This is a genomic window from Stenotrophomonas testudinis, from assembly GCF_024499815.1.
Classification (GTDB): Bacteria; Pseudomonadota; Gammaproteobacteria; order Xanthomonadales; family Xanthomonadaceae; genus Stenotrophomonas.
Window position 1 is genome coordinate 1 of the sequence record NZ_JAMOKY010000031.1, and the last position, 23,832, is coordinate 23,832.

Here is a 23,832-nt window from a genome sequence, read left to right on the forward strand (position 1 = left end):
CCCCCCCCCCCCCCCCCCCCCCCCCCCCCCCCCCCCCCCCCCCCCCCCCCCCCCCCCCCCCCCCCGCCCCCCCCCCCACCCCCCCCCCCCCCCCCCCCCCCCGCGACTCTACAAGACTCGTCTCAGCCCTGGCCGGCGAACACGCGCTCCAGCACCTCGGACAGTTCGTCTTCCGAGAACGGCTTGGTGATGTAGGCCTTGGCGCCCTGGCGCATGCCCCACATGCGGTCGGTGTCCTGGTCCTTGGTGGTCACCAGGATCACCGGAATATGCCGGGTCGCCTGGTCGCGGGCGAGCGTGCGGGTGGCCTGGAAACCATTGAGGTTGGGCATCACCACGTCCATCAGCACCAGGTCGGGCAGTTCGGCCTTGGCTGTTTCCACCCCGGCCGCGCCATCGGTGGCGGTCAGGATCTGGTGCCCGAGTTTCTCGACGATGCGCTGTATCCCCAACAGCTGCGACGGTGAGTCGTCGACGATCAGAATGCGTGCCATGTTGTTCCCCGTGTCATGCCCGCAGTGTAGTGCGGGCACATTGCGGGTGGGAACACGGCCGCTGCCGTCCGTCGCCTGCCTGCGACGTTCAGTCGATCCGCACCACCGTGCGGCCCAGCGAGCCACCGGCCAGCATCAGTTCGAACACACCTGGCAGGTCCGCCAGGCCGACCTCGGCGGTGCAGATGCGGTCCAGGTGCTGAGGCTTCCACGCGCCGCCCAGTCGCGCCCACACCGCTTCGCGCAGGTCGCGCGGTGCGCTGGCCGAGGACACGCCCAGCAGCGACACGCCACGCAGGATGTACGGCATCACCGTCATCTCCAGTTTCGGGCTGGCGGCCAGGCCGGCACTGACCACGCTGCCATAGGGCACGGTCTGCGCCAGCAGGCTGGCCAGCATCGATCCACCGGCATTGTCGAGGCCGCCGCCGAAGCGCGCCGACTGCAGCGGCGCGGTATCGGCCAGTGCTTCGCGCGGCAGCACCTCGGCAGCGCCGATGTCGTGCAGGAAGGCGGCCTGCTCCGGCTTGCCGCTGATCGCATGCACGTCGTAACCGGCACGGTTGAAGATGTCCACGGCCAGCGCGCCGACCCCGCCGGTGGCGCCGGTCACCGCCAGCGGGCCGTGTCCCGGGGTCAACCGGTTGTCCTGCAGGCGCAGCAGGGCCAAGGCGGCGGTGAAGCCGGCCGTGCCCAGCACCATCGCTTCGCGCGGGCTCAGGCCGGCAGGCTGGGCGATGACCGCGCGCGATTCCAACCGCACGTACTGGCTGTAGCCGCCGTCACGGGTCTCGCTGAGCCCGCAGCCGGTGGCCAGCACCGCGTCGCCCTCGCGCCAGGCCGGATCGCTGGAGGCGACCACGGTGCCGGCCACGTCGATGCCACCGACCAGCGGGAAGCGCCGCAGGATCTTGCCCTTGCCGGTACCGGCCAGAGCGTCCTTGTAGTTGACCGAGGACCAGTGGGCGCGGATCAGCACCTGGCCAGGGCTGAGATCGCCCACGCCCAGCTGGACCAGGCCGCTGCGGTAGCCGGCATCGTCGTTTTCGATCCGGAAGGCGGTGAACGGGGTGGTGGGGGCCATCGGCGCTGCCTGACTTCGAGGAAAACGCCACCTTACCCGGTCGTGGCCCTTTCAAACCTGCCAGTCCGCCCCATCTTGTATGATCGGTGAAGATTCACGGCTGGCGCCGCGGGAAGGGCCCGCGCCGCAGCCCACATATTGATGGAGCGTGCATGGCCTGGAATACACCCGGCGGCAACAAGGGCGGACAAGGCCCCGAGGACAATCGACGCGGGCCGTTCGGGTCGCGTGGCGGTGGCAATGGTGGTGGCTGGGGCGGTCTGCCCGGGCCGCTGAAGGACCTGTTCGATGGCGGCATCCTGCGTTGGGTGGCGGCGGCGGTGGTGTTGCTGGTGCTGTTCTCCAGCTTCCAGCTGATCGGCGAACAGCAACGAGGCGTCGTGCTGCGCTTCGGCCAGTTCTCGCGGATCCTGACCCCGGGCCCGAACTTCAAGCTGCCGTGGCCGATTGAATCGGTCACCAAGGTCAATGCCACCGAGATCAAGACCTTCTCGATCCAGGTGCCGGTGCTGACCCGCGACGAGAACATCGTCAACGTCTCGCTCAACGTGCAGTACCGCATCGATGATCCGCAGCAGTACCTGTTCGGTACCGTCGATGCCGACCAGGTGCTGGAACAGTCCGCGCAGAGCGCGGTGCGCGAGGAAGTCGGTCGCGCCGACCTCAATTCGGTGCTGAACAACCGTGGCCCGCTGGCCGTTGCCGCCGAGGAGCGTCTGCAGACGCTGCTGAGTGCCTTCAAGACCGGCCTGACCGTGACCGGCCTGACCCTGCAGGACGCCCGTCCGCCGGAGGAGGTCAAGCCGGCCTTCGACGAGGTCAACGGTGCCCAGCAGGTCAAGGAACGTCTGATCAACGAAGCCCAGGCCTACGCCGCCAAGGTCGTGCCGGAAGCCCGAGGCCAGGCCTCGCGTGCCCGTACCACCGCCGAAGGCTACAAGCAGGCCGTGGTGTCGAAGGCCGAGGGTGACGCACAGCGCTTCAGCCTGCTGCAGGCCCAGTACAAGGACGCCCCGGAGGTGACCCGCAAGCGCCTGTGGCTGGAAACCGTCCAGCAGGTGCTGAGCGAGAACCGCAAGGTGATCGGTGGTGATGGTCGCCAGCTGATCTACGTGCCGATGACCGGCGACACCCGTCCGGGCGCCTCGGCCCCGGCCCCGGTGCCGAATCCGGATGTGGTGATGCCGTCGCTGCCGGGTACCGCAACCGAAGTTTCCCGTGATCCGGGCCGGCCGGTGGCCCGCCCGACCGGGCGTCCGAGCGGCCGTGAGGAGGGCAGCCGATGAGAAGTTCTATCTGGATTGCCGTCGTCGTGGCGGCCCTGCTGGCCCTGCTGGGTTCGGTTTACGTGGTCCGTGAGGACCAGACCGCCATGGTCCTGAACCTGGGCAAGGTGGTGCGTTCGGACATCAAGCCGGGCCTGCACTTCAAGGTGCCGGTGGTGGAAACCGTGCGCGTGTTCGACCGCCGCTTCCAAGTGCTGGACACGGCACCGGCGCGTTACTTCACCGCCGAGCAGAAGGACGTCAGCGTCGACTTCTTCGCCGTGGGTTACATCTCCAACGTGGGCGACTACTTCCGTGCCACCGGTGGTGACCCGCGCGTGGCCAATGCCCGCCTGCAGCCGATCATCACCGATTCGCTGCGCAACCAGATCAACTCGCGCACCCTGCAGCAGCTGGTGTCCGGCGACCGCAGCGAGCTGATCGCCGCGCAGCTGAAGGACATCAACGAAGCGGTGTCCGGGCTGGGCATGCAGATGATCGACCTGCGCATCAAGCAGGTCGACCTGCCCACCGACAGCCAGGTGATCAACGACGTGTACGAGCGCATGCGCGCACAGCGCAAGCAGGAAGCCGCCAAGCTGCGCGCCGAGGGCGAGGAGCAGTCGCTGACCATCCGTGCCCAGGCAGACCGTGACAGCACCGTGCTGATCGCCGAAGCCGAGCGCGATGCCCAGCGCCTGCGCGGTGAAGGCGATGCCGATGCGGCCCGCATCTACGGCAAGGCCGGCTCCGCCGACCCGTCGTTCTATGCGTTCTATCGCAGCCTGGAGGCCTACCGTGGCTCCATGACCGACGGCAACGGCGTGATCGTCCTGGACAAGAACGACCCGTTCCTGCAGTACCTCAAGAACGACCGCTGAGTCGTTCGGCAAGATCCCACGGGGCCCGGCAAGATGCCGGGCCCCGTGTTTTTTCCGGAGTGCCCTGCATGAAAGATCTGTTCGCGGCCATCTGCCTGGTGGCCGTGCTGGAAGGCCTGCTGCTGTTTGTCGCCCCGCTGGCCTGGAAGCGCATGGCGGAGCGCCTGCTGGACCTGCCCAGCCCGGCCCTGCGCAGCTTCGGCGGCCTGGTGCTGCTGGCCGGCCTGAGCCTGCTGTGGTGGGCAAGGCACTGAATGGTGGGGTCGGCCGCGGGCCGGCAAGCCGGCCCGGTCGGGTGTAGCGCCCGAGCCTGCGCTCGGCGCTACAGGGGCGACCGGATGTAGCGTCCGAGCCTATGCTCGGGCGGCACAGCAGCCGAGCATGGGCTCGGCTCTACAGGGGCGACCGGATGTAGCGCCCGAGCCTATGCTCGGGCGGCACAGCAGCCGAGCATGGGCTCGGCTCTACAGGTGCGACCGGATGTAGCGCCCGAGCCTGTGCTCGGGCGGCGCCGCGTAGCGGCGGCACAGCAGCCGAGCATGGGCTCGGCTCTACAGGGGCGACCGGATGTAGCGCCTGAGCCTGTGCTCGGGCGGCTCCGCGCAGCGGCGGCACAGCAGCCGAGCATGGGCTCGGCTCTACAGGGGCGACCGGATGTAGCGCCCGAGCCTGTGCTCGGGCGGCGCCGCGTAGCGGCGGCACAGCAGCCGAGCATGGGCTCGGCTCTACAGGGGCGACCGGATGTAGCGCCCGAGCCTGTGCTCGGGCGGCTCCGCGCAGCGGCGGCACAGCAGCCGAGCATGGGCTCGGCTCTACAGGGGCGACCGGATGTAGCGCCCGAGCCTATGCTCGCGCAGCAGCGATACGGCAGCCGAGCATGGGCGCCTGACCGGCCGGTGAAGCCGTCCGTCGGAAAGGTGGCACCTGACCCCGGAAACCCGGATAATGCACAAAAGCCGGACGGGCCTCCCCGTTCGGCTTTTTCCGTGTCTGGGCCTTCCATCGCCGGCCGCTCCCCGTTTGGAGCCGCCATCCAGGTGCTGGCCAGCCCCGCCACGGTTTACCCGTCCGCGGCCCCGATGGCCGCAACAAATCGAGGAGCCCGTCATGGGTCAGTCTGTCGTAGTGTTGGGTGCCCAGTGGGGCGATGAAGGCAAGGGCAAGATCGTCGATCTGCTCACCGAGGAAATCGGCGCCGTGGTGCGCTTCCAGGGCGGCCACAATGCCGGCCACACCCTGGTCATCAATGGCAAGAAGACCGTCCTGCACCTGATCCCGTCGGGCATCCTGCGTGATGACGCGCTGTGCCTGATCGGCAACGGCGTGGTCATCTCGCCGGCCGCGCTGCAGAAGGAAATCGCCGAGCTGGAAACCTCCGGCGTCGAAGTGCGTTCGCGCCTGAAGATCTCCCCGGCCGCGCCGCTGATCATGCCGTACCACATCGCCCTGGACCAGGCGCGCGAACGCGCTGCCGGCGGCAAGGCGATCGGCACCACCGGTCGCGGCATCGGCCCGGCCTACGAAGACAAGGTGGCGCGTCGCGGTATCCGCATCGCCGACCTGCATTACCCCAAGCAGCTGGAAGAGCTGCTGCGCACCGCGCTGGACTACCACAACTTCGTGCTGACCAAGTATCTGAACACCGATGCGGTCGATTTCCAGAAGACCTTCGACGAAGCACTGGCCTTCGGCGAATACGTGCAGCCGATGAAGTCCGACGTGGCCGGCATCCTGCACGACCTGCGCAAGCAGGGTAAGCGCGTGCTGTTCGAAGGCGCGCAGGGCGCCCTGCTGGACATCGACCACGGCACCTACCCGTATGTCACCAGCTCCAACACCACCGTCGGTGGCGCGCTGGCCGGTTCCGGCGTCGGCGCCGATTCGATCGACTACGTGCTGGGCATCGCCAAGGCCTACGCGACCCGCGTCGGCGGCGGCCCGTTCCCGACCGAGCTGGACGATGAAATCGGCCAGGGCATCCGCGACCGCGGCGCCGAATACGGTGCTTCCACCGGTCGCCCGCGCCGCTGCGGCTGGATGGACATCGTCGCGCTGAAGCGCGCCGTGGCCATCAACGGCATCAGCGGCCTGTGCATCACCAAGCTGGACGTGCTGGACGGCATGGAAAAGCTGAAGGTCTGCATCGCCTACGAATACAACGGCAAGCGCACCGAGTACGCGCCGCTGGACGCGCAGGGCTGGGAAGACTGCACCCCGGTGTACCTGGAGTTCCCGGGCTGGAGCGAGAACACCCACGGCATCACGAACTGGGACGAGCTGCCGCCGGCCGCACGCGCCTACCTGCGTTCGCTGGAAGAGCTGGCCGGTTGCCCGATCAGCATCGTTTCCACCGGCCCGGACCGCGACCACACCATGGTCCTGCAGGATCCGTTCGCCTGAGGTAGCGCCGGGCCAAGCCCGGAAGCGCACTGGTAGCGCCGGGCCATGCCCGGCGTAGGTGACAGGAAAAGCCCCGCGCAAGCGGGGCTTTTTCGTTTTCGGTACTGTGGCGGCACAGCCGGCAGGGACGCGCAGCGATGACGGAGACTTCGGCATGAAGGGCGAGACGGTCGCACGGGTAACCCTGTGGCTGCTGTGGACCCTGTGGACGCTGGCCTGCATCGTGCTGGTGCTGGGCGCGCTCGCCAATTACCTGGCCTCGCGCACGCAGAGCCTGCCGCTAATGCTGCAGCCGGGTGCGACGGCCGAAATCACGGTCTACCGCTTCATCAACGACCCGCTGCGATTGCGCCTGCGTTATGTGGATGAGGGCGCCGATCCTGCGATCGATCCGGAAGTGCGGCTGCGCGCGGATACGCCGACTGACCGTACCGAGTTCCGCGCGAAGACACGCTCGGGCGCACCCGAACTGGAAACCACCCGCGCACTGGAATCGGTCGAGCGGGACCGGTTCGCCGCCTCGTACTTCGGCTATGGCCGCGGTGATGCACTGCCGCGCGGCCGTTCCTCGCTGCGGCTGACCGTGCTGGAGGTCGATCCGGCGCTGGCCGGCCGTGCGGCCTCGGTGGACCTGCTGCCGCCGATGGACGTGCTGAAGCTGACCGACCTGGACTACCTGTGGCTGTGGCCGTTCTTCTTCTGGCAGCCGGTGGCGCTGCTGCTGCTGATCGCGGGTGGCGGACTGGCGACGGCCAGCATCGCGCTGCGGGGGTGGCAACGCCGTCGCCGGGCACGCTAGCGCCGGGCCATCCCCGGCGGGGCAGGCCACTTGCAAAATGCCCAATATGGGTACGATAATGCCCAATATGGGTATTCGAGCTGCCAATGTGTCTTCCACCGGCCCCATCGGGCTGGCCGACGCGCTGTTCACCCAGACCCAGCAGCGGGTGCTGGCCCTGCTGTTCGGGCAGGATCGTCGTGACTTCAGTATTTCCGAGCTGATCAGCGGCAGCGGTGTCGGCTCTGGTGCCGTGCAACGCGAAGTGGCCAAGCTGGTCGCAAGCGGCCTGGTCGAGCAACGCAGGGTCGGCAACCAGAAGCGCTATCGCGCGTTTGCCGGCTCTCCCATCCATGCCGAACTGGTGGCGCTGGTGCACAAGACCATCGGCCTGGCGCAGCCGCTGCGCGAGGCGCTGCAACCGCTGCAGGATCAGATTGCACTGGCCTTCGTCTTCGGTTCGGTGGCCAAGCGCACCGACAGCGCGCACAGCGACATCGATCTGCTGCTGGTCTCCGATACGCTGGGCTATGCTGAGTTGATGGCCGTGCTCGATCCCTTGGAGGATCGCCTCGGACGGCCGGTGAACCCAACGCTGTACACGCATGACGAATTGAATGAGCGCCTGCGCAAAGGTAATGCCTTTCTGCAGCGTGTCCTGGAACAACCCAAGATCTGGGTGATTGGAGGAATGGATGACCTCGCCGTTGCAGAATCTGGTCGGGGCGGGTAAACCGCTTACCGCCGAACCGCCCGATCCGCACGAGATCGAAGGGCTGCAGCGCTCGGGCCTTGCGCGGCTGCGTGACGCACGCAATGCCACGCTGTCGTTGGAAAGCCGCTTCGACCTTGCCTACAACGCCGCGCACGCCCTGAGCCTGGCCGCGCTTCGTGCGCAGGGGTTCCGGCCCAGCAATCGGTACATCGTGTTCCAGTCGCTCAAGCACACGCTGGGCGTGGGTCCGGAAGTATGGCGCGTGCTCGACAAGTGCCACCAGCAGCGCAACATCGCCGAGTACGAGGGCCAACTCGATGTCAGCGGCCGCCTGGTGGAGGACCTGATCAAGGCCTGTGATGCGGTGCGTGTTGCCTCAGGCCTCTGAGCGAAACGGGTGCCGACGCGTCAGCGCCCCGCCTGCAGCAACGGAAACGGGTTGATCGATTCGCCCTTCCACCACTGCTTTTCCGGCCCCAGCACATGCACCTCGAAATGCAGGTGCGGGGCATCGGCGCTGGCATTGCCGGTGCTGCCGACATAGCCGATCACCTCACCACGCTTGATGACCTGCTTTTCGGCCAGGCCATCGGCATAGCGCTGCAGGTGGGCGTAGTAGTAGCACCAGCGGCCGCTGGGCTCGAACTGGTAGATCGTCAGCCCGCCGCGCTCGCTGTCGAACAGTTTTTCCACCGTGCCATCGGCCACCGCCAGCACCGGCGTGCCGGCGTCGGCCATGATGTCGATGGCATCGTGCACGCGGCCCTCGCTGCGTGCATCGGTGAAGGTGTCGCGCAGCTGCGAGGCCTGGATGCCCTGCACCGGCAGCAGCAGGCCGGTTGGCGCATCGCTGGCGCTGGACGGGGGCACGGTCGTGGGAACCGGGGCGTCCGCGTGCGGCGTTGAAGCCGCAGCCGGCGGCGCCGCGGCCACCGCGGCCACCGCAGGTTGAGCTGCGGGCCGGGCAACCGCCACCGGCTCACCCGCATCGCGGCGCAGCCACCAGCCGGCACCCAGCCCGAGCAGCACGCCCAGTACGATCAGCTGCGAAAGACGCATCGCCTCACTCCTGCATCACGACGGGTACCGAGGTATCCACCGCATCGGCCACGCGCAGCGCATCCCAGTTGGTCATGCGCACGCAGCCATGTGATTCGGTCTTGCCCACATGGCCGGGTTCGGGCGTGCCGTGCAGGCCGTAATGCGGCTTGGACAGGTCGATCCAGACCCGGCCCACGGGACTGTTCGGGCCCGGCGGCAGCGTGGCCTTCTTCTCACCCTTGCGCGCATCCCAGAACAGCTTCGGGTTGTAGTGGAACGGCGGGTCGCGCGACACCCCAAGGATCTTCCATTCACCGATCGGCAGCGGATCGTGCTGGCTGCCCGACGACACCGGCACCTGCGCGATGACCTTGCCCGCTGCATCAAGCAGCTGCAGGGTGGAATCGGATTTGTCGACCACCACCTTGGCCGCCTTCGGCAGTGGTGTCGGGGCGATGTTCGGCACCTGGATGCGGCTGCCAGCCTTGCCCAGGTCAACGCCGGGGTTGAGCGCCTTCAGCAGTTCGGGCGAGGCATGAAAGCGCTCGCCGAGCGACTCTTCCACGCTGCCGTAGCCCAGCGCCTTCAGCCTGGCCTGTGCGGCGGGACCCTTCGGCACCGGCTGGAACGGACCGGCCACGTCCTCGGGGGTCAGCGTGTAACTGGCCAGCGGTGCATTGGCATCGGCCTGCAGTGCCTTCCAGGTGGCATCGTCCAGTTCGCCGGTGACGGTCAGCCCGTGCGCGGCCTGGAAGCCGGACACCGCGCGACGCTGGTTGCTGCCCACCTCGCCATCGATCTGGCCGGGCGAGAAATTGGCGCGGTCCAGCAGTACCTGCGCGTGCAGTGGCGAGCGTGCGGCGATGTCCGGTCCGGCGCGTTCGGCGATGGGCGCGGGCAGGTTGGCCGGCGGCGCCTGCGCGAATGCAGGGGAAACCAGCAGCGACAGCGCAAGCACGGCAACGCGGGGTGAAACCATGGGAAGCTCCTGCAGAACGAGCCCCCACCATGCCTGCACCCTGCGACCAGCCCGCGTGAAAACACCAGCGTGTTGCTGAGCGGCAGATGAGCGCTCAACGCGTGGGGTGATCCTCGATGCGCCAGCTCTGCAGCACGCCGAAGCCGATCTCGGCCACGGTGAACAGCAGCAGGATCGCACTGGCACCGTGCAGCACCGCATACACCTGCCACAGCGCGAAAAGCCAGCGCGCGGCGGCATCGAGCCGGCCCAGCAGCGCGCTGGAGGCAAGCACGCGGGCCAGCGACCACATCACCACCACCGAGCCGAGCAGGTTGGCCAGCAGCATGTGCAGCGGGTCCAGCGCGGGCACCTGGCCGGGCAGCTGCCAGGCCTGGGCCAGCGCAGCCATGGCCGCATGCAGCGGTGCGAAGGTCCAAGGCAGGGCGAAGGGCAGGGTGACCACCAGGTCGTAGAACGCACTGGCGCGGACGATGCGGAGGTAGCGGGAGGTGAGCATGGACGCCTTCAACAGGGGGAAAGAGGGCGTACTGTCAGGGTTGAAGTAAACTTCAAGGTCAAGCACTTTCTGGACCCGCCCATGCAGATTGGAGAGCTGGCCCAGGCCTGCGGCCTCTCGCGCGAGGCGTTGCGTTTCTACGAGAAGCAGGGCCTGATCGGCGCGCGGCGCCTGGCCAATGGCTACCGCGATTACCCCGATGAAACGGCGATGCTGGTGCACTACATCCGCACCGCCCAGCAGCTTGGCTTCACCCTGGCCGAGATCGGCCAGCGCCTGCCCAGGCTGTGGGAGCAGGCCGATGCCGGCCCGTTGCTGGCGGCCGCGCTGCAGGAAAAGCTCGCCGACATCGATGCCCGCATCGCCGCGCTCAGCGCCCTGCGCCAGGACCTGGCCACGCGCCTGGCCAGCGCCTGCCCACTGCAGCCGCACGAGGTCGCTGGCTGAACGAAGAATGTGAACCGCCACCGAAGCGTTCATGCTTGAACGGTCAAGGCCAGCGAGCGGTGCGCCGATAAGGGCGCATCCCCTCCACGTTTGGATTTCCCCCCATGAACTACTTGAGGAATGTCAGGGTCGCCTGGCGTCTTGGCCTTGGCTTTGGCCTTCTGCTGCTGCTGGTGGCTGCCGTGGTCACCACCGGCGCCACCGCCACTGCCGTGCAGAAGCGCGCGATGCAGCAGGTGGTCGAGGTCAGCGTGGCCAAGGTGCGGCTGCTGTCGGAAATGCTTGACGCCAACAACCAGATGATGGTCGTGCGCCGCGAGATGCTGATCCGCCAGGGTGACGCGCGCGAGGCCGACGAGCAGCGCATCGCCGACCTGGTCAAGCGCTACGAAACCAGCTGGGCCGCCTACCAGGCACTGCCCGGCGATGCCGATGGCAAGGCGATGGGCGAAGCCATCGCGGCCATGCGTGCGGTTGCGCGCCCGCTCAACAAGCAGACCAGTGAACTGATGGCGCAGGGCGATTTTCCCGGCGCCATCGCGTTGACCCTGGGCCCGGTGCAGGAGGCGGCCAACGGCTGGAACAAGGCGCTGGCCGATGGCGTGGCCTTTGAAGAGAAGGAAAGCCGCGAGGCGGCCGCCGAAGCGATCCGCCTCGGCGAGCGCAGCCTGCTGCAGCTGCTGGTGCTGGGCGGCGTAGCGCTGCTGGTCGGCATCGCCGCCTCGGTGATGATCGGCCGCAGCCTGACCGGCCCGCTGGCGCGTGCAGTGCAGCTGGCACAGCGGCTCACCAAGGGCGAACTGGACCAGTCCTTCCACCTGGGTGGTAGCGATGAACTGACCCAGCTGGGCGAGGCCATGGGCAGCGTGCGGCAGAGCGTGCAGGCCGCCATCTGCGCGCAGCTGCGGATGGCCGAGCAGCACGAGGCCGGTGCCATCGGCTACCGCATGGATGCCAGCGCCTTCCCCGGCGATTTCGGCCGCATGGTGCAGGCCACCAACAGCCTGGTGGAATCGCACGTGCAGGTGGAACTGCTGATGGCCGAAGTCATGCAGCGCTACGCGATCGGCGATCTCAGCCGCGACCTGCCGCAGTATCCGGGCGAGAAGGGCGCGTTCACCCGCACCCTGGCCGCGGTCAAGCAGAGCCTGATGGCGATCAGCGCCCAGATCGACACGCTGGCCCGGGCCGCCGGCGCGGGTGATTTCAGCGTGCGCGGCGATGCCGAGGCGTTCCAGTTCCAGTACCGCGCGATGGTCGAACACCTCAACGCGATGATGGCCAGCTCGCAGGCCAGCATTGCCGATGTCTCCGACGTGCTGCGCGCGATCTCGCACGGCAACCTGACCGCACGCATGGACGGTGACTACGAGGGCGTCTTCGCCCGCATGCGCGACGATGCCAACACCACCACCGCGCAGCTGACCGGCATCGTCCGTGGCATCCAGGTGGCGGCCGACAGCATCAACAACGCCGCGCAGGAACTGGCCGCCGGCAACAGCGACCTCTCGCGCCGTACCGAACAGCAGGCCGCCAACCTGGAAGAAGCGGCCGCATCGATGGAAGAGCTGACCTCCACCGTGCGCCAGAACGCGGACCTGGCCCGCCAGGCCGACAGCGAAGCACATGCGGCCGGTGCGGCCGTGCGCGAAACCGAGCAGGCCATGGCGCAGATGGCAACGGTCATGGGCGAGATCGACCAGTCGTCGGCGCGCATTTCGGAGATCTCCACGGTGATCGATGGCATCGCGTTCCAGACCAACATCCTGGCGCTGAACGCCGCCGTCGAAGCGGCACGTGCCGGCGAGCAGGGCCGTGGTTTTGCCGTGGTCGCCAGTGAAGTGCGCACCTTGGCGCAGCGCGCCAGTGTGGCCGCAAAGGAGATCAAGGAGCTGATCGAGGATGCCGCCGCCAAGGTGCAGAGCGGGCTGGCCGTGACCGTGCAGTCCGAGGCGGCGATCGCCCGCCTGGCCCACGCCAGCTCGCGCACCAACCAGCTGATGAGCGACATCGCTGCGGCCAGCAAGGAACAGGCGGCGGGCATCGAGCAGGTCAACCAGGTGGTGGTGCAGATGGACCAGGTGACCCAGCAGAACGCGGCTCTGGTGGAAGAGGCGACCGCGGCCAGCCGCGCGCTGGAAGAGCAGGCCAACGCGCTGAGTACGTCGGTGTCGGTGTTCCAGATCGAGCAGGACGGCGCACCCCGCGCCGCGGTGGCGCGCGCGGCCTGAGCGCTGCGCCGGTAGAGTCGAGCTTGCTCGACTGCTTGTGGCAGAAGCAGCCGAGCAAGCTCGACTCTACCGCGCGGCCCCCTTTTCGCGGCGCGCCTGCTGGGCGCCAGCAGCGCGGTCCTGTTCTTCTTGTGGGCGCAGCAGCGTGCGCGGACCGCCCTGCGTGCTCCCTGCCAATGCAGGCGGTGACGCCCAGATCCCCGCACCTGACGCTGCAGGTGCGGGCGGCGTTGCCTCGGTGATGATCAATCTTTGGAGCGCGTTCGCGCAGCCTTTTTCGCTGCCGTCTTGCGTACCGCTGTCTTCCGTCCCCGGGTTGCCGCCGCCTTCTTGGCGGCGGCGCTGCGGCTTGAGGCGGTGGCCTTGGTCGCCGGGGCCTTCTTCGCCGCGGTTTTCTTTGCCGCCGGCGAGGCGGGAGCCCTTTTTGCGGAAGCCTTTTTTGCGGTTGACTTCTTGGCAGGTGACTTTTTGGTAGCCGATTTCGTTGCAGCAGACTTTTTCGTGCCCGACTTCTTTGTAGCCGCCTTCTTCGTAGCCGTCTTTTTGGCAGCGGCTTTCTTCGCTGGCGCCTTCTTGGCCACCTTGCGCGCGCTGCCGCTGCGCTTGCCACCGCCATCCTGCTTGTTGACAGTGGCCCAGGCGATCCGTTCGGCGGTGCCTTCACTGGCGCCGCGCTCGCGTTCACTTTCCTCGATGTGCTCGGCTTGACGCTTCTGCTTGTCGGTGTAGGCGGATTTGTCACCACGGGGCATGTCGCTTCTCCTGTGAGGGACGGTCAGGCCAGCAGGCGCAGCTTCGGCTCGCGCGCCCACTGGCGGGTGGCCGCCGCAGCGAGGAAGGCCTTGGCGTCTTCCGCTTCGACGATGCCGGCGTCGTCGCCCACGCGCGCCGCCTTCAGCAGCGCCTGGCCGCCGGCATCGCTGGCAATGGCCTTCAGGTGTGCCCACGCGTGGCTGACGAACTCGACGGCGGCGGCTTCCCTGGCCAGCGCCTTGGCGCCCTCTGCGCTGAGCACCACGGCCACGGCGTCGAACACGGCCGAGGGTGTGCCGGCCAGCTGGCCATCGGCGGCTTGGCGCTTACCGTCGCTGAGCGTGGCACCGCCCACTTTCGGCGCCACCAGCTTCACCTCGGCACCGGCTTTCTGCGCGGCCTTGCGCAGGCCGGCGATCAGCCCCGCATCGGAGCCCTCGTCGAACAGGATGCCGATGCAGCGCCCCTGCAGCGTGTCTTTCGTACGGCCGATGATGCGCACCTCGGGAACGGCGGGCATGTCCTGGGCGGGCGTTGCGGTCGGCGCAGCGTCGGGCAGGTCGCCCAAAGCCAGTCCGTCGGCCACGCGCTTGGCCAGCGATTCGTCGATGTTGCGCAGGTGGCTGACGGTACGCACGCGCACCTTCAGCGTTTCCACTTTCGAGAGCTCGAACACCAGCGCCGAGGCGAGGTGCGCCTGCTCCGGCTTTTCCAGACTGCGGAAGAACGCACGCGCCTGGCTGTAGTGGTCGGCGAAGCTCGCCGCACGCGTGCGTCCCTTGCGTCCGTCGTCGGCAGTTGCATGGCTGCGGAAGCCGGCCAAGGTTTCGCGCGGGCTGTCGTCTTCCAGCGAGCTCGGATCGTAGGCCACGCGCCCCTTCGGCACCTGCATCTGCATGTGGCCATCGCGCTGGTGGTTGGCGAACGGGCACTTCGGCGCATTCACCGGAATCTGGTGGAAGTTGGGCCCGCCCAGGCGGATCAGCTGCGTGTCCAGGTACGAGAACAGTCGGCCCTGCAGCAGCGGGTCGTTGCTGAAGTCGATGCCGGGCGGCACGTTGGCGGGGCAGAACGCGACCTGCTCGGTTTCGGCAAAGAAATTGTCCGGCCAGCGGTCCAGCACCATCCGCCCGATCACCGTCAGCGGCACCAACGACTCGGGGATGATCTTGGTCGGGTCGAGGTGATCGAACGGGAACGCGTCGGCCTCTTCTTCGGTGAACAGCTGCACGGCTAGTTCCCATTCGGGGAAATCGCCGCGCTGGATCGCCTCGAACAGGTCGCGCCGATGGAAATCGTTGTCGGCCGCCTGCAGTTTCAGCGCTTCGTCCCACACGGTGGACTGGATGCCCAGCTTCGGTCGCCAGTGGAACTTGACGAAGGTGGACTCGCCGGCCTCGTTCAACAGGCGGAAGCTGTGCACGCCGAAGCCTTCGATCATGCGCAGCGAACGTGGAATGCCACGGTCGCTCATCGCCCACATGATCATGTGCATCGATTCGGGCATCAGCGAAATGAAATCCCAGAACGTGTCATGCGCGCTGGCCGCCTGCGGGAACGCGCGGTCCGGCTCCATCTTCACCGCATGCACGAGGTCAGGGAACTTCATCGCATCCTGGATGAAGAACACCGGGATGTTGTTGCCGACCAGGTCCCAGTTGCCTTCCGGCGTGTAGAACTTGACCGCGAAGCCACGCACGTCGCGCGGGGTGTCGACCGAACCGGCGCCACCGGCCACGGTGGAAAAGCGGGTGAACACCGGCGTCTTCGTGCCGACCTCGGTCAGCACGCGCGCGCGGGTGTACTTCGCCAGCGAACGGGTCAGTTCGAAGTAGCCATGGGCGGCGCTGCCGCGCGCATGCACGATGCGTTCGGGAATGCGCTCATGGTCGAAGTGGGTGATCTTCTCGCGGAGGATGAAATCCTCCAGCAGGGTAGGACCGCGCGGGCCCTCGCGCAGCGAATTCTGGTTGTCGGCTACCGGGATGCCCTGGTTGGTGGTCAGCGCCGGGTGGCTGCCGCCGGCAAGCTGGTGCAGTTCGTCACCCTCGCCGCGGTGCTGGTCAATGCTGGGGGAAGGTGCGCGCTTGCTGGTGGGCTTGCTGGCGGCCATCGGGATGTCTCCGCAGTTGCAGGGGGAAAGCAGTGACAATCCTTTGTCGCCTGTTAACGCTTGGTTGGGTCGGGGTGAACGTACAGGCAAAACCGGGCTCGGGTATGCTTGCCGTATGCGAGTCGAACCCACCGACATCGAAGCCCTGTTCGACGCCATCCCGGACGTGCTGTTCTTCATGAAGGACCGCCAGGGCCGCTACACCCACGTCAACCAGACCATGCTGCGGCGGCTGGGCCTGCGTGCGCGCAAGGATGTCATCGGCCGTACCGCTGCCGAGATCTACCCGACCGGCCTGAGCGCGGACTACGTGGACCAGGACGCGCGCGTGCTGTCCGGCGAGGTGATCGAGAACCTGATGGAGCTGCACCTGTTCGCCAACCGCGAACCGGGCTGGTGCCTGACCTGCAAGCGGCCGCTGCTGGTGGATGGCAGCATCCAGGGGCTGATCGGCATCTCCCGCGACCTGGGCCAGAAGGACAGCCTGGGCAGCCAGTACGAGCAGCTGCGCCTGGCCTTGGCCCACCTCAATGCGCACTACGCCGAAAACGTGCGCATGCAGACCCTGCTGGACATCACCGGGTTCTCGCTGTCCAAACTGGAGCGCAGCTTCCGCAAGGTGTTCCAGATGACCCCGCAGCAGGTGCTGACCCGGCTGCGCATCCAGATGGCCATGCACCTGCTGCACGGCGACGACAGCATCGCCTGCATCGGCCAGGCCTGCGGTTTCAGCGACCAGAGCGCGTTCACCCGCAAGTTCAAGGCTGAAACCGGTTTCTCGCCGCGGGCCTATCGGGCGCGTATCGGAGAGAATGTCGGTGGCACTGTCGGCGAAGCCATGCTGCCCTGAGCGGTCTGCTGCACTGTGCCTATCCCCGTGGGTGGGGGACAATGTAAGGTGACGCCCCTGTAGCCGCCGCCAGTCCCGCCGATGCCCGCCAGCCCCGTTACGCCTGCCTCGTCTTCCCGCCTCGGCCATTCGCTGAAGCCGCGCCAGCTGATCATGATGGGCTTGGGCAGCGCGATCGGCGCCGGCCTGTTCCTCGGTTCCGGCGTGGGCGTGCAGGCGGCCGGTCCGGCCGTACTGGTGTCCTATCTCGTCGCTGGCGCGCTGGTGATCATCGTGATGAACGCCCTGGGCGAAATGGCAGCGGCCAAGCCCACCAGCGGCGCGTTCTCGGTGTACGCGGCCGACGCCATGGGCGCCACGGCCGGTGCCACCGTGGGCTGGCTGTGGTGGGTGCAACTGGTCATCGTCATCGCCGCCGAGGCGGTGGGTGCGGCCGGCCTGCTGGCCACGGTCTGGCCGGTGATACCGGTGCCGATGGCGGCGCTGGCCTTCATGCTGTTCTTCACCGCGATCAACCTGCTCGGGGTGAAGAATTTCGGCGAGTTCGAATTCTGGTTCGCCATCCTCAAGGTGGCCGCCATCCTGGCCTTCATCGCCATCGGCATCGCCCTGCTGATGGGCTGGCTGCCGCAGGTGGCCTCGCCGGGGCTGAGCAACTTCACCCAGCACGGCGGCTTCGCGCCCAAGGGTCTGGCCGGCATCGGCGCGGCCCTGCTGGTGGTGGTATTCGCCTTCGGCGGCACCGAGATCGTGGCGGTGGCCGCGGCCGAGACCGAAGACCCCGAGTGCAGCATCGCCCGTGCCATCCGCACCGTGGCCTGGCGCATCCTGGTGTTCTACATCGGCTCGCTCAGCGTGATCATCGCGGTGGTGCCGTGGACCAGTGAATCGCTGAAGTCGCCGTTTGCCGCCGTGCTCGCGGTCGCCAACATTCCGGGCGCGGCCACGGCCATCACCTTGATCGCGGTGATCGCACTGCTGTCGGCGCTCAATGCCAACCTCTACGGCGCCTCGCGCATGATCTATTCGCTGGCGCAGCGCCGTGAGGCACCGGCCGTGCTGGGCTGGACCGACCCGCGCCAGGTGCCGGTCATTGCCGTGCTGGCCAGCGTACTGTTCGGGTTCGCCGCCACCATCATGGAGCTGCTGTTCCCGGACAAGGTGCTGCCGGTGCTGCTGAACATCGTTGGTTCCACCTGCCTGCTGGTGTGGACGCTGTCGCTGGTCTCGCAGCTGGTGCTGCGCCGCCGGGCCGACCGCCTGGGCACCCGCCTGCCGTTCCGCATGGCCGGCTTCCCGTGGCTGACGGTGTGCGCGCTGGGCATCCTGGCGCTGATCTTCGGCCTGCTGCTGAGCGAAGCGCATACGCGCCTGCAGTTCCTGTCGATGGTGGCGCTGACCGTCGTCATCGCCGCCGGCAGCGCCATCGCCCGGCGCATGCGTGAAGCCTGATCCTGTAGCGCCGACCCGATGGTCGGATGCCGTTGCTTTGCCTTTGTAGAGCCGACCCTATGGTCGGCTGCTGTTCGCGCAGACGCCAGCCGAGCATGGGCTCGGCTCTACAGAGGCTGCGGCCGCCAGCCGAGCATGGGCTCGGCTCTACAGAGGCTGCGGCCGCCAGCCGAGCATGGCTCGGCTCTACAGAAGGCATACATCCACCGTGCCATCCTGATCGCGTGGGCCGTCACCGGCCTGTCGAACAGGAGTACCGCATGCTGCGCAGTCGCCCGTTCCTGATGTTCACCGGCCAGGCCGAGGCCGCCATGGCCCTGTACGCCGACGCCTTCGCCGATTTCCGCCTGCTGGCCCTGCAGCACCACCCTGAAGGTGCCGGCGCCGGCGTGCCCGGGCAGGTGCGCCAGGCCATCTTCCTGCTGGGGGGCACGCACTACCTGTGCTTCGACAGCCTGGACGTGCACGACTTCACCTTCAGTCCGTCGATCTCGCTGTTCGTCGAATGTGCCGGCAGCGAGCAGTTCGAGCGCGCGGCACGCGTGCTGGGCGAGGGCGGGCACTGGCTGATGCCGGTGGGTGACTACGATTTCAGCAACCGCTACGGCTGGGTGCAGGACCGCTACGGCGTGTCGTGGCAGTTGAGCCTGGGGCAGATGCCGGACCCGTGAGGCACAACGAAAACGGCCCGCTTGCGCGGGCCGTTCCGTTTACCGGTGCGTCGAGCGCTTACGCCTCGACTTCGTCGTCCTTGTAGGCATCGACCGGGATGCAGGCGCACATCACGTTCTTGTCGCCGTACACGTTGTCGACGCGGGCCACCGGCGGCCAGTACTTCTGCAGCTTCAGGCTGGGCAGCGGGAAGGCGGCCAGCTCACGCGGGTAGGCGTGGGTCCACTCGCTGGCGGTCACTGCCGTCGCGGTGTGCGGGGCGTTCTTCAGCGGGTTGTCCTCGCGGTCCAGGCGGCCGTCTTCGATCGCGCGGATTTCCTCGCGGATCTGGATCATCGCGTCGATGAAGCGGTCCAGCTCGTGCAGCGATTCGCTCTCGGTCGGCTCGACCATCAGCGTGCCGGCCACCGGGAAGCTCAGGGTCGGGGCATGGAAGCCGAAGTCGATCAGGCGCTTGGCCACGTCTTCGGCGCCGATGCCGCTGGTCTTCTCCAGCGGACGCACGTCGAGGATGCACTCGTGCGCCACCAGGCCGTTGCGGCCGGTGTACAGGGTCTTGAAGTGCGGGGCCAGGCGCCTGGCGATGTAGTTGGCGTTGAGCTGGGCCACCTGGGTGGCCTTGCGCAGGCCTTCGCTGCCCATCATGGCGATGTACATCCAGCTGATCGGCAGGATCGAGGCGCTGCCGAAGCTGGCCGCGCTGACCATGCCGACCGGGCCGTTGTCACCCAGCTTGCCCGGCAGGAACGGGGCCAGGTGTTCCTTAACCGCGCACGGGCCGACGCCCGGGCCGCCGCCGCCGTGCGGGATGCAGAAGGTCTTGTGCAGGTTCAGGTGGGAAACGTCCGAACCCCACTTGCCCGGCTTGGCCACGCCGACCAGGGCGTTCATGTTGGCGCCGTCGGTGTACACCTGGCCGCCGTGCTGGTGGATGATCTCGCAGATCTCGACCACTTCCTCCTCGAACACGCCGTGCGTGGACGGGTAGGTGATCATGATCGCGGCCAGGCGGTTGCTGTACTTCTCGGCGTTGACGCGGATGTCTTCGACATCGACGTTGCCGTTGGCATCGGTCTTGGTCACCACGACCTTCATGCCGCACATCTGTGCCGAGGCCGGGTTGGTGCCGTGCGCCGAATCCGGAATCAGGCAGATGTCACGGTGGTCCTCACCGCGCGAGCGGTGGTAGGCGCGGATCGCCAGCAGGCCGGCGTACTCACCCTGCGCACCGGAGTTCGGCTGCAGGCTGACCGCGTCGTAGCCGGTGCACTCGACCAGCATCGCTTCCAGCGTCTCGATCAGTTCCTTGTAGCCCAGTGCCTGGTCGGCCGGTACCAGCGGATGGATCTGCGAGAACTCCGGCCAGGTCACCGGGATCATCTCGGCGGTCGCGTTGAGCTTCATGGTGCACGAGCCCAGCGGGATCATCGTGCGGTCCATCGCCAGGTCCTTGTCGGCCAGCGAACGCAGATAGCGCAGCAGCTCGTGCTCGCTGTGGTGGGTGTTGAACACCGGATGGGTCAGGAACGCGGACTGGCGCAGCAGGGCAGCCGGCAGTTCGTCGGCGGTGCTGGCATCCAGTGCATCCACATCGGCCTGCGCACCGAACACGGCGGCCAGGGCGACGATGTCGGCGCGGGTCGCGGTCTCGTCCAGGCTGATGCCGACCGAGTCGCTGTCGATCGCGCGCAGGTTGTAACCGGCGGCGCGGGCCTTGGCGTGGATCTCATCGGCATGCACGCCGGTGATGTGCAGGGTGTCGAAGAAGTCGCCACCGACCTGCACGCCGGCGCTGCGCAGCGACGCGGCCAGGATCGAGGCCAGGCGGTGGGTGCGACGGGCAATGCGGGCCAGGCCTTCCGGGCCGTGGTAGACGGCGTACATCGAGGCCATCACCGCCAGCAGCACCTGCGCGGTGCAGATGTTGGAGGTCGCCTTCTCGCGGCGGATGTGCTGCTCGCGGGTCTGCAGGGTCAGGCGGTAGGCCGGCTTGCCTTCGGCATCGATGGAGACGCCGATCAGGCGGCCCGGCATCGAGCGCTTGTAGGCATCACGGCAGGCCATGAACGCGGCGTGCGGGCCGCCGAAACCGAACGGCACGCCGAAACGCTGGCTGTTGCCGACCACGATGTCCGCGCCCCATTCGCCGGGGGCGGCCAGCAGGGTCAGGGCCAGCAGGTCGGTGGCCACGGCCACCAGGCCGCCGCGCGCATGCACGGCATCGACCAGCGCCTTGTAGTCGCCGACCTGGCCGAAGGTGTCCGGGTACTGCAGCAGCAGGCCGAAGGCCTCCGCCTCCAGTGCTTCGGCCGGGGTGCCCACGCGCAGCACGATGCCCATCGGCTCGGCACGCGTGCGCAGCAGTTCCAGCGTCTGCGGGTGCACGGCGTCGTGCACGAAGAAGGTGTCCGACTTCGACTTGGCCGAACGCTTGGCCAGGGTCATCGCTTCGGCGGCGGCGGTGGCTTCGTCCAGCAGCGAGGCGTTGGCGATCTCCATGCCGGTCAGGTCGGCGCACAGGGTCTGGAAGTTGATCAGTGCTTCCATGCGGCCCTGCGAGATTTCCGCCTGGTACGGGGTGTAGGCGGTGTACCAGGCCGGGTTTTCCAGGATGTTGCGCAGGATCACGTTCGGCGTGTGGGTGCCGTAGTAGCCCTGGCCGATGAAGCTGCGCAGCACGGTGTTCTTGTCGGCAATGGCACGGATCTTCGCCAGCGCCTGCACTTCGGTCATCGATTCCGGGAGTGCCAGCGGTGCCGGCGACTTGATCCTGGCCGGCACGATGGCATCGGTCATCGCATCCAGCGTGGCGTGGCCGACGACGTCGAGCATCTGCGCGATCTCGGCATCGTTGGGGCCGATGTGCCGCTCGACGAACGCGGAATGATGCTCGAGCTCACGCAGGGAAGGGGTGTTCTGGGACATGGCGAAGGATCCGTCAGGAAAGGGCGCATGCACGTGCACAAGCCGCCGGCTGGCGGTCTGCGGGGCGCCCCTCTGTCCTTTTGCCTGAGAGTTTGGAAGCGCGGCTGGCCGCAGCTTCGTGCCCCTTCGGCGCCGGATCGAACCGGTCTCTCCAGAGTTCTGTTACGGGTGGTATCGGGCCTGAGCGATTACGGGCGTTGCGCCTTCGGCAGCGGTGTTCCGCTTCTCCCACCATGTTGCCCGCCCATTATACGGGTTGCCATAGCCGGTTGCTGCGGCTGAACACGGGCCCGGGGCGGGGGTAGGGTGCCTGCGGGCCTGAATGGCCGATGGCCCGGCCATGCGTTTTGTGCAGCGGTCGATGGCATCGGCCGCAATCCGGGCCTATCATGGCCGGACTCTCGTATTCATCTGGCGCCGTCCCTTCTGCAGGGGATCGGCGCCCGCCGTGCGTGCCGCGCATGGTCCAGCCGGACGCTTTGCCGATGACCCCCGCTGTTGCCCCTTCCACCCGACGCATGGCCCTGCTGCTTGCAGGCCTGGCCATGTTCGGCCCGTTCTCGATCGACACCATCTTCCCGGCCTTCCCGCAGCTGGCCCAGCGCCTGGCGGTCGACGAAGTGGCCGTGCAGCAGACCATCAGCGTCTACCTGCTGTTCTATGCGCTGATGAGCCTGGCGCACGGGCCGTTGTCCGATGCCTGGGGCCGCAAGCGGGTGATCCTTGGCGGCCTGGTGGTGTTCATCGGCGCCTCGGTCGGCTGCGCGCTGTCCACCGACCTGGGCACGCTGCTGGTGTTCCGCGCGCTGCAGGGCCTGTCGGCCGGCGTCGGCATGATCGTCGGCCGCGCGGTCATCCGCGATCTCTACCACGGCCACGATGCGCAGCGGCTGATGAGCCAGGTGTCGATGCTGTTCGGCATCGCCCCGGCCATCGCGCCGATCATCGGTGGCTGGATCCTGCTCAGTGGCGCCGGCTGGCCGCTGATCTTCTGGTTCCTGGTGGTGTTCTCGCTGCTGCTGCTGGTCTGCACCGCCCGTTTCATGCCGGAAACCCACCCGGTGGCGGCACGCGTGCCGCTGTCCCCGCGTGGCCTGCTGCGTGACTACGTGCGCATCGGTTTCAACCCGCGTTTCCTGCGCCTGGCCCTGGCCGGCAGCATCAACTTCGGCGGCATCTTCCTGTACATCGCCTCGGCGCCGGTGTTCGTGATGCAGCACCTGCACCTGGGCGAAGGTGGGTTCGCCTGGTTGTTCATTCCCACCATCGGCGGCATGACCACCGGTTCGTTCCTGTCCGGGCGCATGGCCGGGCGCACCACGCCCACCCGCCAGATCGGCATCGGCTTCACCCTGTGCGCGCTGTCGGTGCTGCTCAACGTGAGCTACGTGAGCCTGGCGCCCCAGTTCGCCCTGCCGTGGGCGGTGCTGCCGATCTTCCTCGGCGGCATGGGCATGGCGCTGATCTTCCCGATCCTGGCGCTGGCCGTGCTCGACATGTACCCCCACCAGCGCGGCCTGGCGTCGTCGCTGCAGGCGTTCATCCAGCTGATGATCAGCACCGTGGTGGCCGGCCTGGTGTCGCCGCTGCTGAGCGGCAGCCCGCTGCACCTGGCCCTGGGCCAGGCCGCCTTCTTCGCCGGCGGCTTCGTGTTCTGGTACTGGGAGCACCGCCGCGAGCGCGCAGTGCAGGCAGTGGCCACGGGCCATTGAGCAGCGCGGGCCAGTGATCGATGCGCCGTGAAACGGCGTCGTGGCCGGGGTGCGTTATCCTTGCGCCCCCCTCGCAGCGGTATCGCCCCCCCATGTCCACCACCTCCAAGACCCGCCGCGACCAGCGCCGCCGCCAGGAAGAAAAGGCTGCCAACAAGGCTGCCGCGCAGGCCTCGCCGGTAGAACCGCATGCCGAATTGCGCGATGCGCAGCGCACGCTGCTGGCCGGCGTAGTGCGCCGCGATGGCGAATGGGTGCTGGGCATGGATGGCCGCATCGCCGGCCACAGCGAGAGTGCCGCGCAGGTGCTGGCGCTGATCATGCAGGCCGGTGAACTGCACGAGCGCAAGGGCACGCCGGTGCGCCTGGTGTATTCGGATGCGCTGCGCGATGCCGCGCAGGCCGAGGCCAAGGAGAAGGGCCAGACCTTCGAGGAATACAAGGCCGAGCTGGCCGCGGCGATGGCGGCGAAGAAGAACAACTGACCTGCATCTGCGGTAGTGCCCGCCAGCGGCCGGCACTGCCAGAAAGGGGCGGATCC

General features: G+C 67.7%; 22 protein-coding genes and 1 riboswitch. Of the genes, 14 read left to right on the forward strand and 8 right to left on the reverse strand.

The features are described from left to right. Positions 1-122: 122 nt before the first annotated feature. Both pilH and NQ204_RS14925 read right to left on the reverse strand, forming a co-directional pair. A complete protein-coding gene (gene pilH / locus NQ204_RS14920; protein ID WP_116864317.1) occupies positions 123-494 on the reverse strand; it encodes a twitching motility response regulator PilH in 372 nt (123 codons plus the stop codon). 88 nt (positions 495-582) lie between these two features. Further along, on the reverse strand, positions 583-1,578 hold the full coding sequence (locus tag NQ204_RS14925; protein WP_256644289.1) for a YhdH/YhfP family quinone oxidoreductase: 996 nt from the start codon (positions 1,576-1,578) through the stop codon (positions 583-585). 152 nt (positions 1,579-1,730) lie between these two features. Between NQ204_RS14925 and hflK the strand changes: the two genes are divergently transcribed. The 7 genes from hflK to NQ204_RS14960 all read left to right on the forward strand — a co-directional run bounded on the left by hflK (position 1,731) and on the right by NQ204_RS14960 (position 8,005). Continuing rightward, positions 1,731-2,864 carry an FtsH protease activity modulator HflK gene (gene hflK / locus NQ204_RS14930; RefSeq protein WP_256644290.1) on the forward strand — a complete coding sequence of 378 codons (1,134 nt, stop codon included), beginning with the start codon at positions 1,731-1,733 and terminating at the stop codon, positions 2,862-2,864. Next, the gene (gene hflC, locus NQ204_RS14935; RefSeq protein ID WP_116864314.1) at positions 2,861-3,724 is read left to right on the forward strand and encodes a protease modulator HflC; all 864 of its coding nucleotides are present in this window, start codon (positions 2,861-2,863) and stop codon (positions 3,722-3,724) included. Before hflK ends, hflC begins: the two co-directional genes overlap by 4 nt. Before the next feature lie 68 nt (positions 3,725-3,792). Beyond that, on the forward strand, positions 3,793-3,978 hold the full coding sequence (locus tag NQ204_RS14940) for a DUF2065 domain-containing protein (RefSeq protein WP_116864313.1): 186 nt from the start codon (positions 3,793-3,795) through the stop codon (positions 3,976-3,978). Between the two features lie 853 nt (positions 3,979-4,831). Then, positions 4,832-6,124 carry an adenylosuccinate synthase gene (locus tag NQ204_RS14945; protein ID WP_116864312.1) on the forward strand — a complete coding sequence of 431 codons (1,293 nt, stop codon included), beginning with the start codon at positions 4,832-4,834 and terminating at the stop codon, positions 6,122-6,124. Between the two features lie 154 nt (positions 6,125-6,278). Next, entirely contained in the window at positions 6,279-6,923 is a 645-nt protein-coding gene (locus NQ204_RS14950; RefSeq protein WP_116864311.1) for a hypothetical protein, read from the forward strand. 58 nt (positions 6,924-6,981) lie between these two features. Further along, complete coding sequence (locus NQ204_RS14955; RefSeq protein WP_256644291.1) at positions 6,982-7,635, forward strand: nucleotidyltransferase domain-containing protein; 654 nt, start codon at positions 6,982-6,984, stop codon at positions 7,633-7,635. Beyond that, a complete protein-coding gene (locus NQ204_RS14960) occupies positions 7,598-8,005 on the forward strand; it encodes a hypothetical protein (RefSeq protein WP_256644292.1) in 408 nt (135 codons plus the stop codon). Before NQ204_RS14955 ends, NQ204_RS14960 begins: the two co-directional genes overlap by 38 nt. A gap of 20 nt (positions 8,006-8,025) precedes the next feature. On the opposite strand, the gene NQ204_RS14965 is transcribed toward NQ204_RS14960, so the two are convergent. The 3 genes from NQ204_RS14965 to NQ204_RS14975 all read right to left on the reverse strand — a co-directional run bounded on the left by NQ204_RS14965 (position 8,026) and on the right by NQ204_RS14975 (position 10,136). Beyond that, complete coding sequence (locus tag NQ204_RS14965; protein WP_116864309.1) at positions 8,026-8,676, reverse strand: M23 family metallopeptidase; 651 nt, start codon at positions 8,674-8,676, stop codon at positions 8,026-8,028. A 4-nt stretch (positions 8,677-8,680) separates the two neighbouring features. Then, on the reverse strand, positions 8,681-9,637 hold the full coding sequence (locus NQ204_RS14970; RefSeq protein ID WP_256644293.1) for a L,D-transpeptidase family protein: 957 nt from the start codon (positions 9,635-9,637) through the stop codon (positions 8,681-8,683). A 94-nt stretch (positions 9,638-9,731) separates the two neighbouring features. Next, positions 9,732-10,136 carry a hypothetical protein gene (locus NQ204_RS14975; RefSeq protein ID WP_116864307.1) on the reverse strand — a complete coding sequence of 135 codons (405 nt, stop codon included), beginning with the start codon at positions 10,134-10,136 and terminating at the stop codon, positions 9,732-9,734. 81 nt (positions 10,137-10,217) lie between these two features. Between NQ204_RS14975 and NQ204_RS14980 the strand changes: the two genes are divergently transcribed. Together NQ204_RS14980 and NQ204_RS14985 are read left to right on the forward strand one after the other, a co-directional pair. Beyond that, a complete protein-coding gene (locus NQ204_RS14980; RefSeq protein WP_116864306.1) occupies positions 10,218-10,583 on the forward strand; it encodes a MerR family transcriptional regulator in 366 nt (121 codons plus the stop codon). Positions 10,584-10,687: 104 nt separating this feature from the next. Then, positions 10,688-12,814 carry a methyl-accepting chemotaxis protein gene (locus tag NQ204_RS14985; protein WP_256644294.1) on the forward strand — a complete coding sequence of 709 codons (2,127 nt, stop codon included), beginning with the start codon at positions 10,688-10,690 and terminating at the stop codon, positions 12,812-12,814. Positions 12,815-13,059: 245 nt separating this feature from the next. Here NQ204_RS14985 and NQ204_RS14990 read toward each other — a convergent pair whose 3' ends face one another. Next, positions 13,060-13,566, reverse strand: coding sequence for a hypothetical protein (locus tag NQ204_RS14990; RefSeq protein WP_256644295.1), 507 nt, complete (start codon positions 13,564-13,566; stop codon positions 13,060-13,062). Positions 13,567-13,589: 23 nt separating this feature from the next. Then, positions 13,590-15,680, reverse strand: coding sequence for a catalase (locus NQ204_RS14995; RefSeq protein WP_256644296.1), 2,091 nt, complete (start codon positions 15,678-15,680; stop codon positions 13,590-13,592). 115 nt (positions 15,681-15,795) lie between these two features. Here NQ204_RS14995 and NQ204_RS15000 point away from each other — a divergent pair, with 115 nt between their 5' ends. From NQ204_RS15000 to NQ204_RS15010, 3 genes are all read left to right on the forward strand, one after another. Then, on the forward strand, positions 15,796-16,530 hold the full coding sequence (locus NQ204_RS15000; protein WP_256644297.1) for an AraC family transcriptional regulator: 735 nt from the start codon (positions 15,796-15,798) through the stop codon (positions 16,528-16,530). Between the two features lie 81 nt (positions 16,531-16,611). Further along, positions 16,612-17,982 (forward strand): amino acid permease, encoded by a 1,371-nt coding sequence (locus tag NQ204_RS15005; RefSeq protein WP_256644298.1) that lies wholly within the window; start codon positions 16,612-16,614, stop codon positions 17,980-17,982. Positions 17,983-18,242: 260 nt separating this feature from the next. Next, entirely contained in the window at positions 18,243-18,653 is a 411-nt protein-coding gene (locus NQ204_RS15010; RefSeq protein WP_079222771.1) for a VOC family protein, read from the forward strand. A gap of 58 nt (positions 18,654-18,711) precedes the next feature. Here the strand turns inward: NQ204_RS15010 and gcvP are convergent, their stop codons facing one another. Further along, on the reverse strand, positions 18,712-21,579 hold the full coding sequence (gene gcvP / locus NQ204_RS15015) for an aminomethyl-transferring glycine dehydrogenase (protein WP_256644299.1): 2,868 nt from the start codon (positions 21,577-21,579) through the stop codon (positions 18,712-18,714). 62 nt (positions 21,580-21,641) lie between these two features. Continuing rightward, a riboswitch (glycine riboswitch) is annotated at positions 21,642-21,744 on the reverse strand. A gap of 320 nt (positions 21,745-22,064) precedes the next feature. On the opposite strand from gcvP, the gene NQ204_RS15020 reads away from it, so the two are divergent. Next, positions 22,065-23,291 (forward strand): multidrug effflux MFS transporter, encoded by a 1,227-nt coding sequence (locus NQ204_RS15020; RefSeq protein ID WP_256644300.1) that lies wholly within the window; start codon positions 22,065-22,067, stop codon positions 23,289-23,291. Between the two features lie 92 nt (positions 23,292-23,383). Beyond that, on the forward strand, positions 23,384-23,776 hold the full coding sequence (locus NQ204_RS15025; RefSeq protein WP_079222768.1) for a hypothetical protein: 393 nt from the start codon (positions 23,384-23,386) through the stop codon (positions 23,774-23,776). Positions 23,777-23,832: the final 56 nt, after the last annotated feature.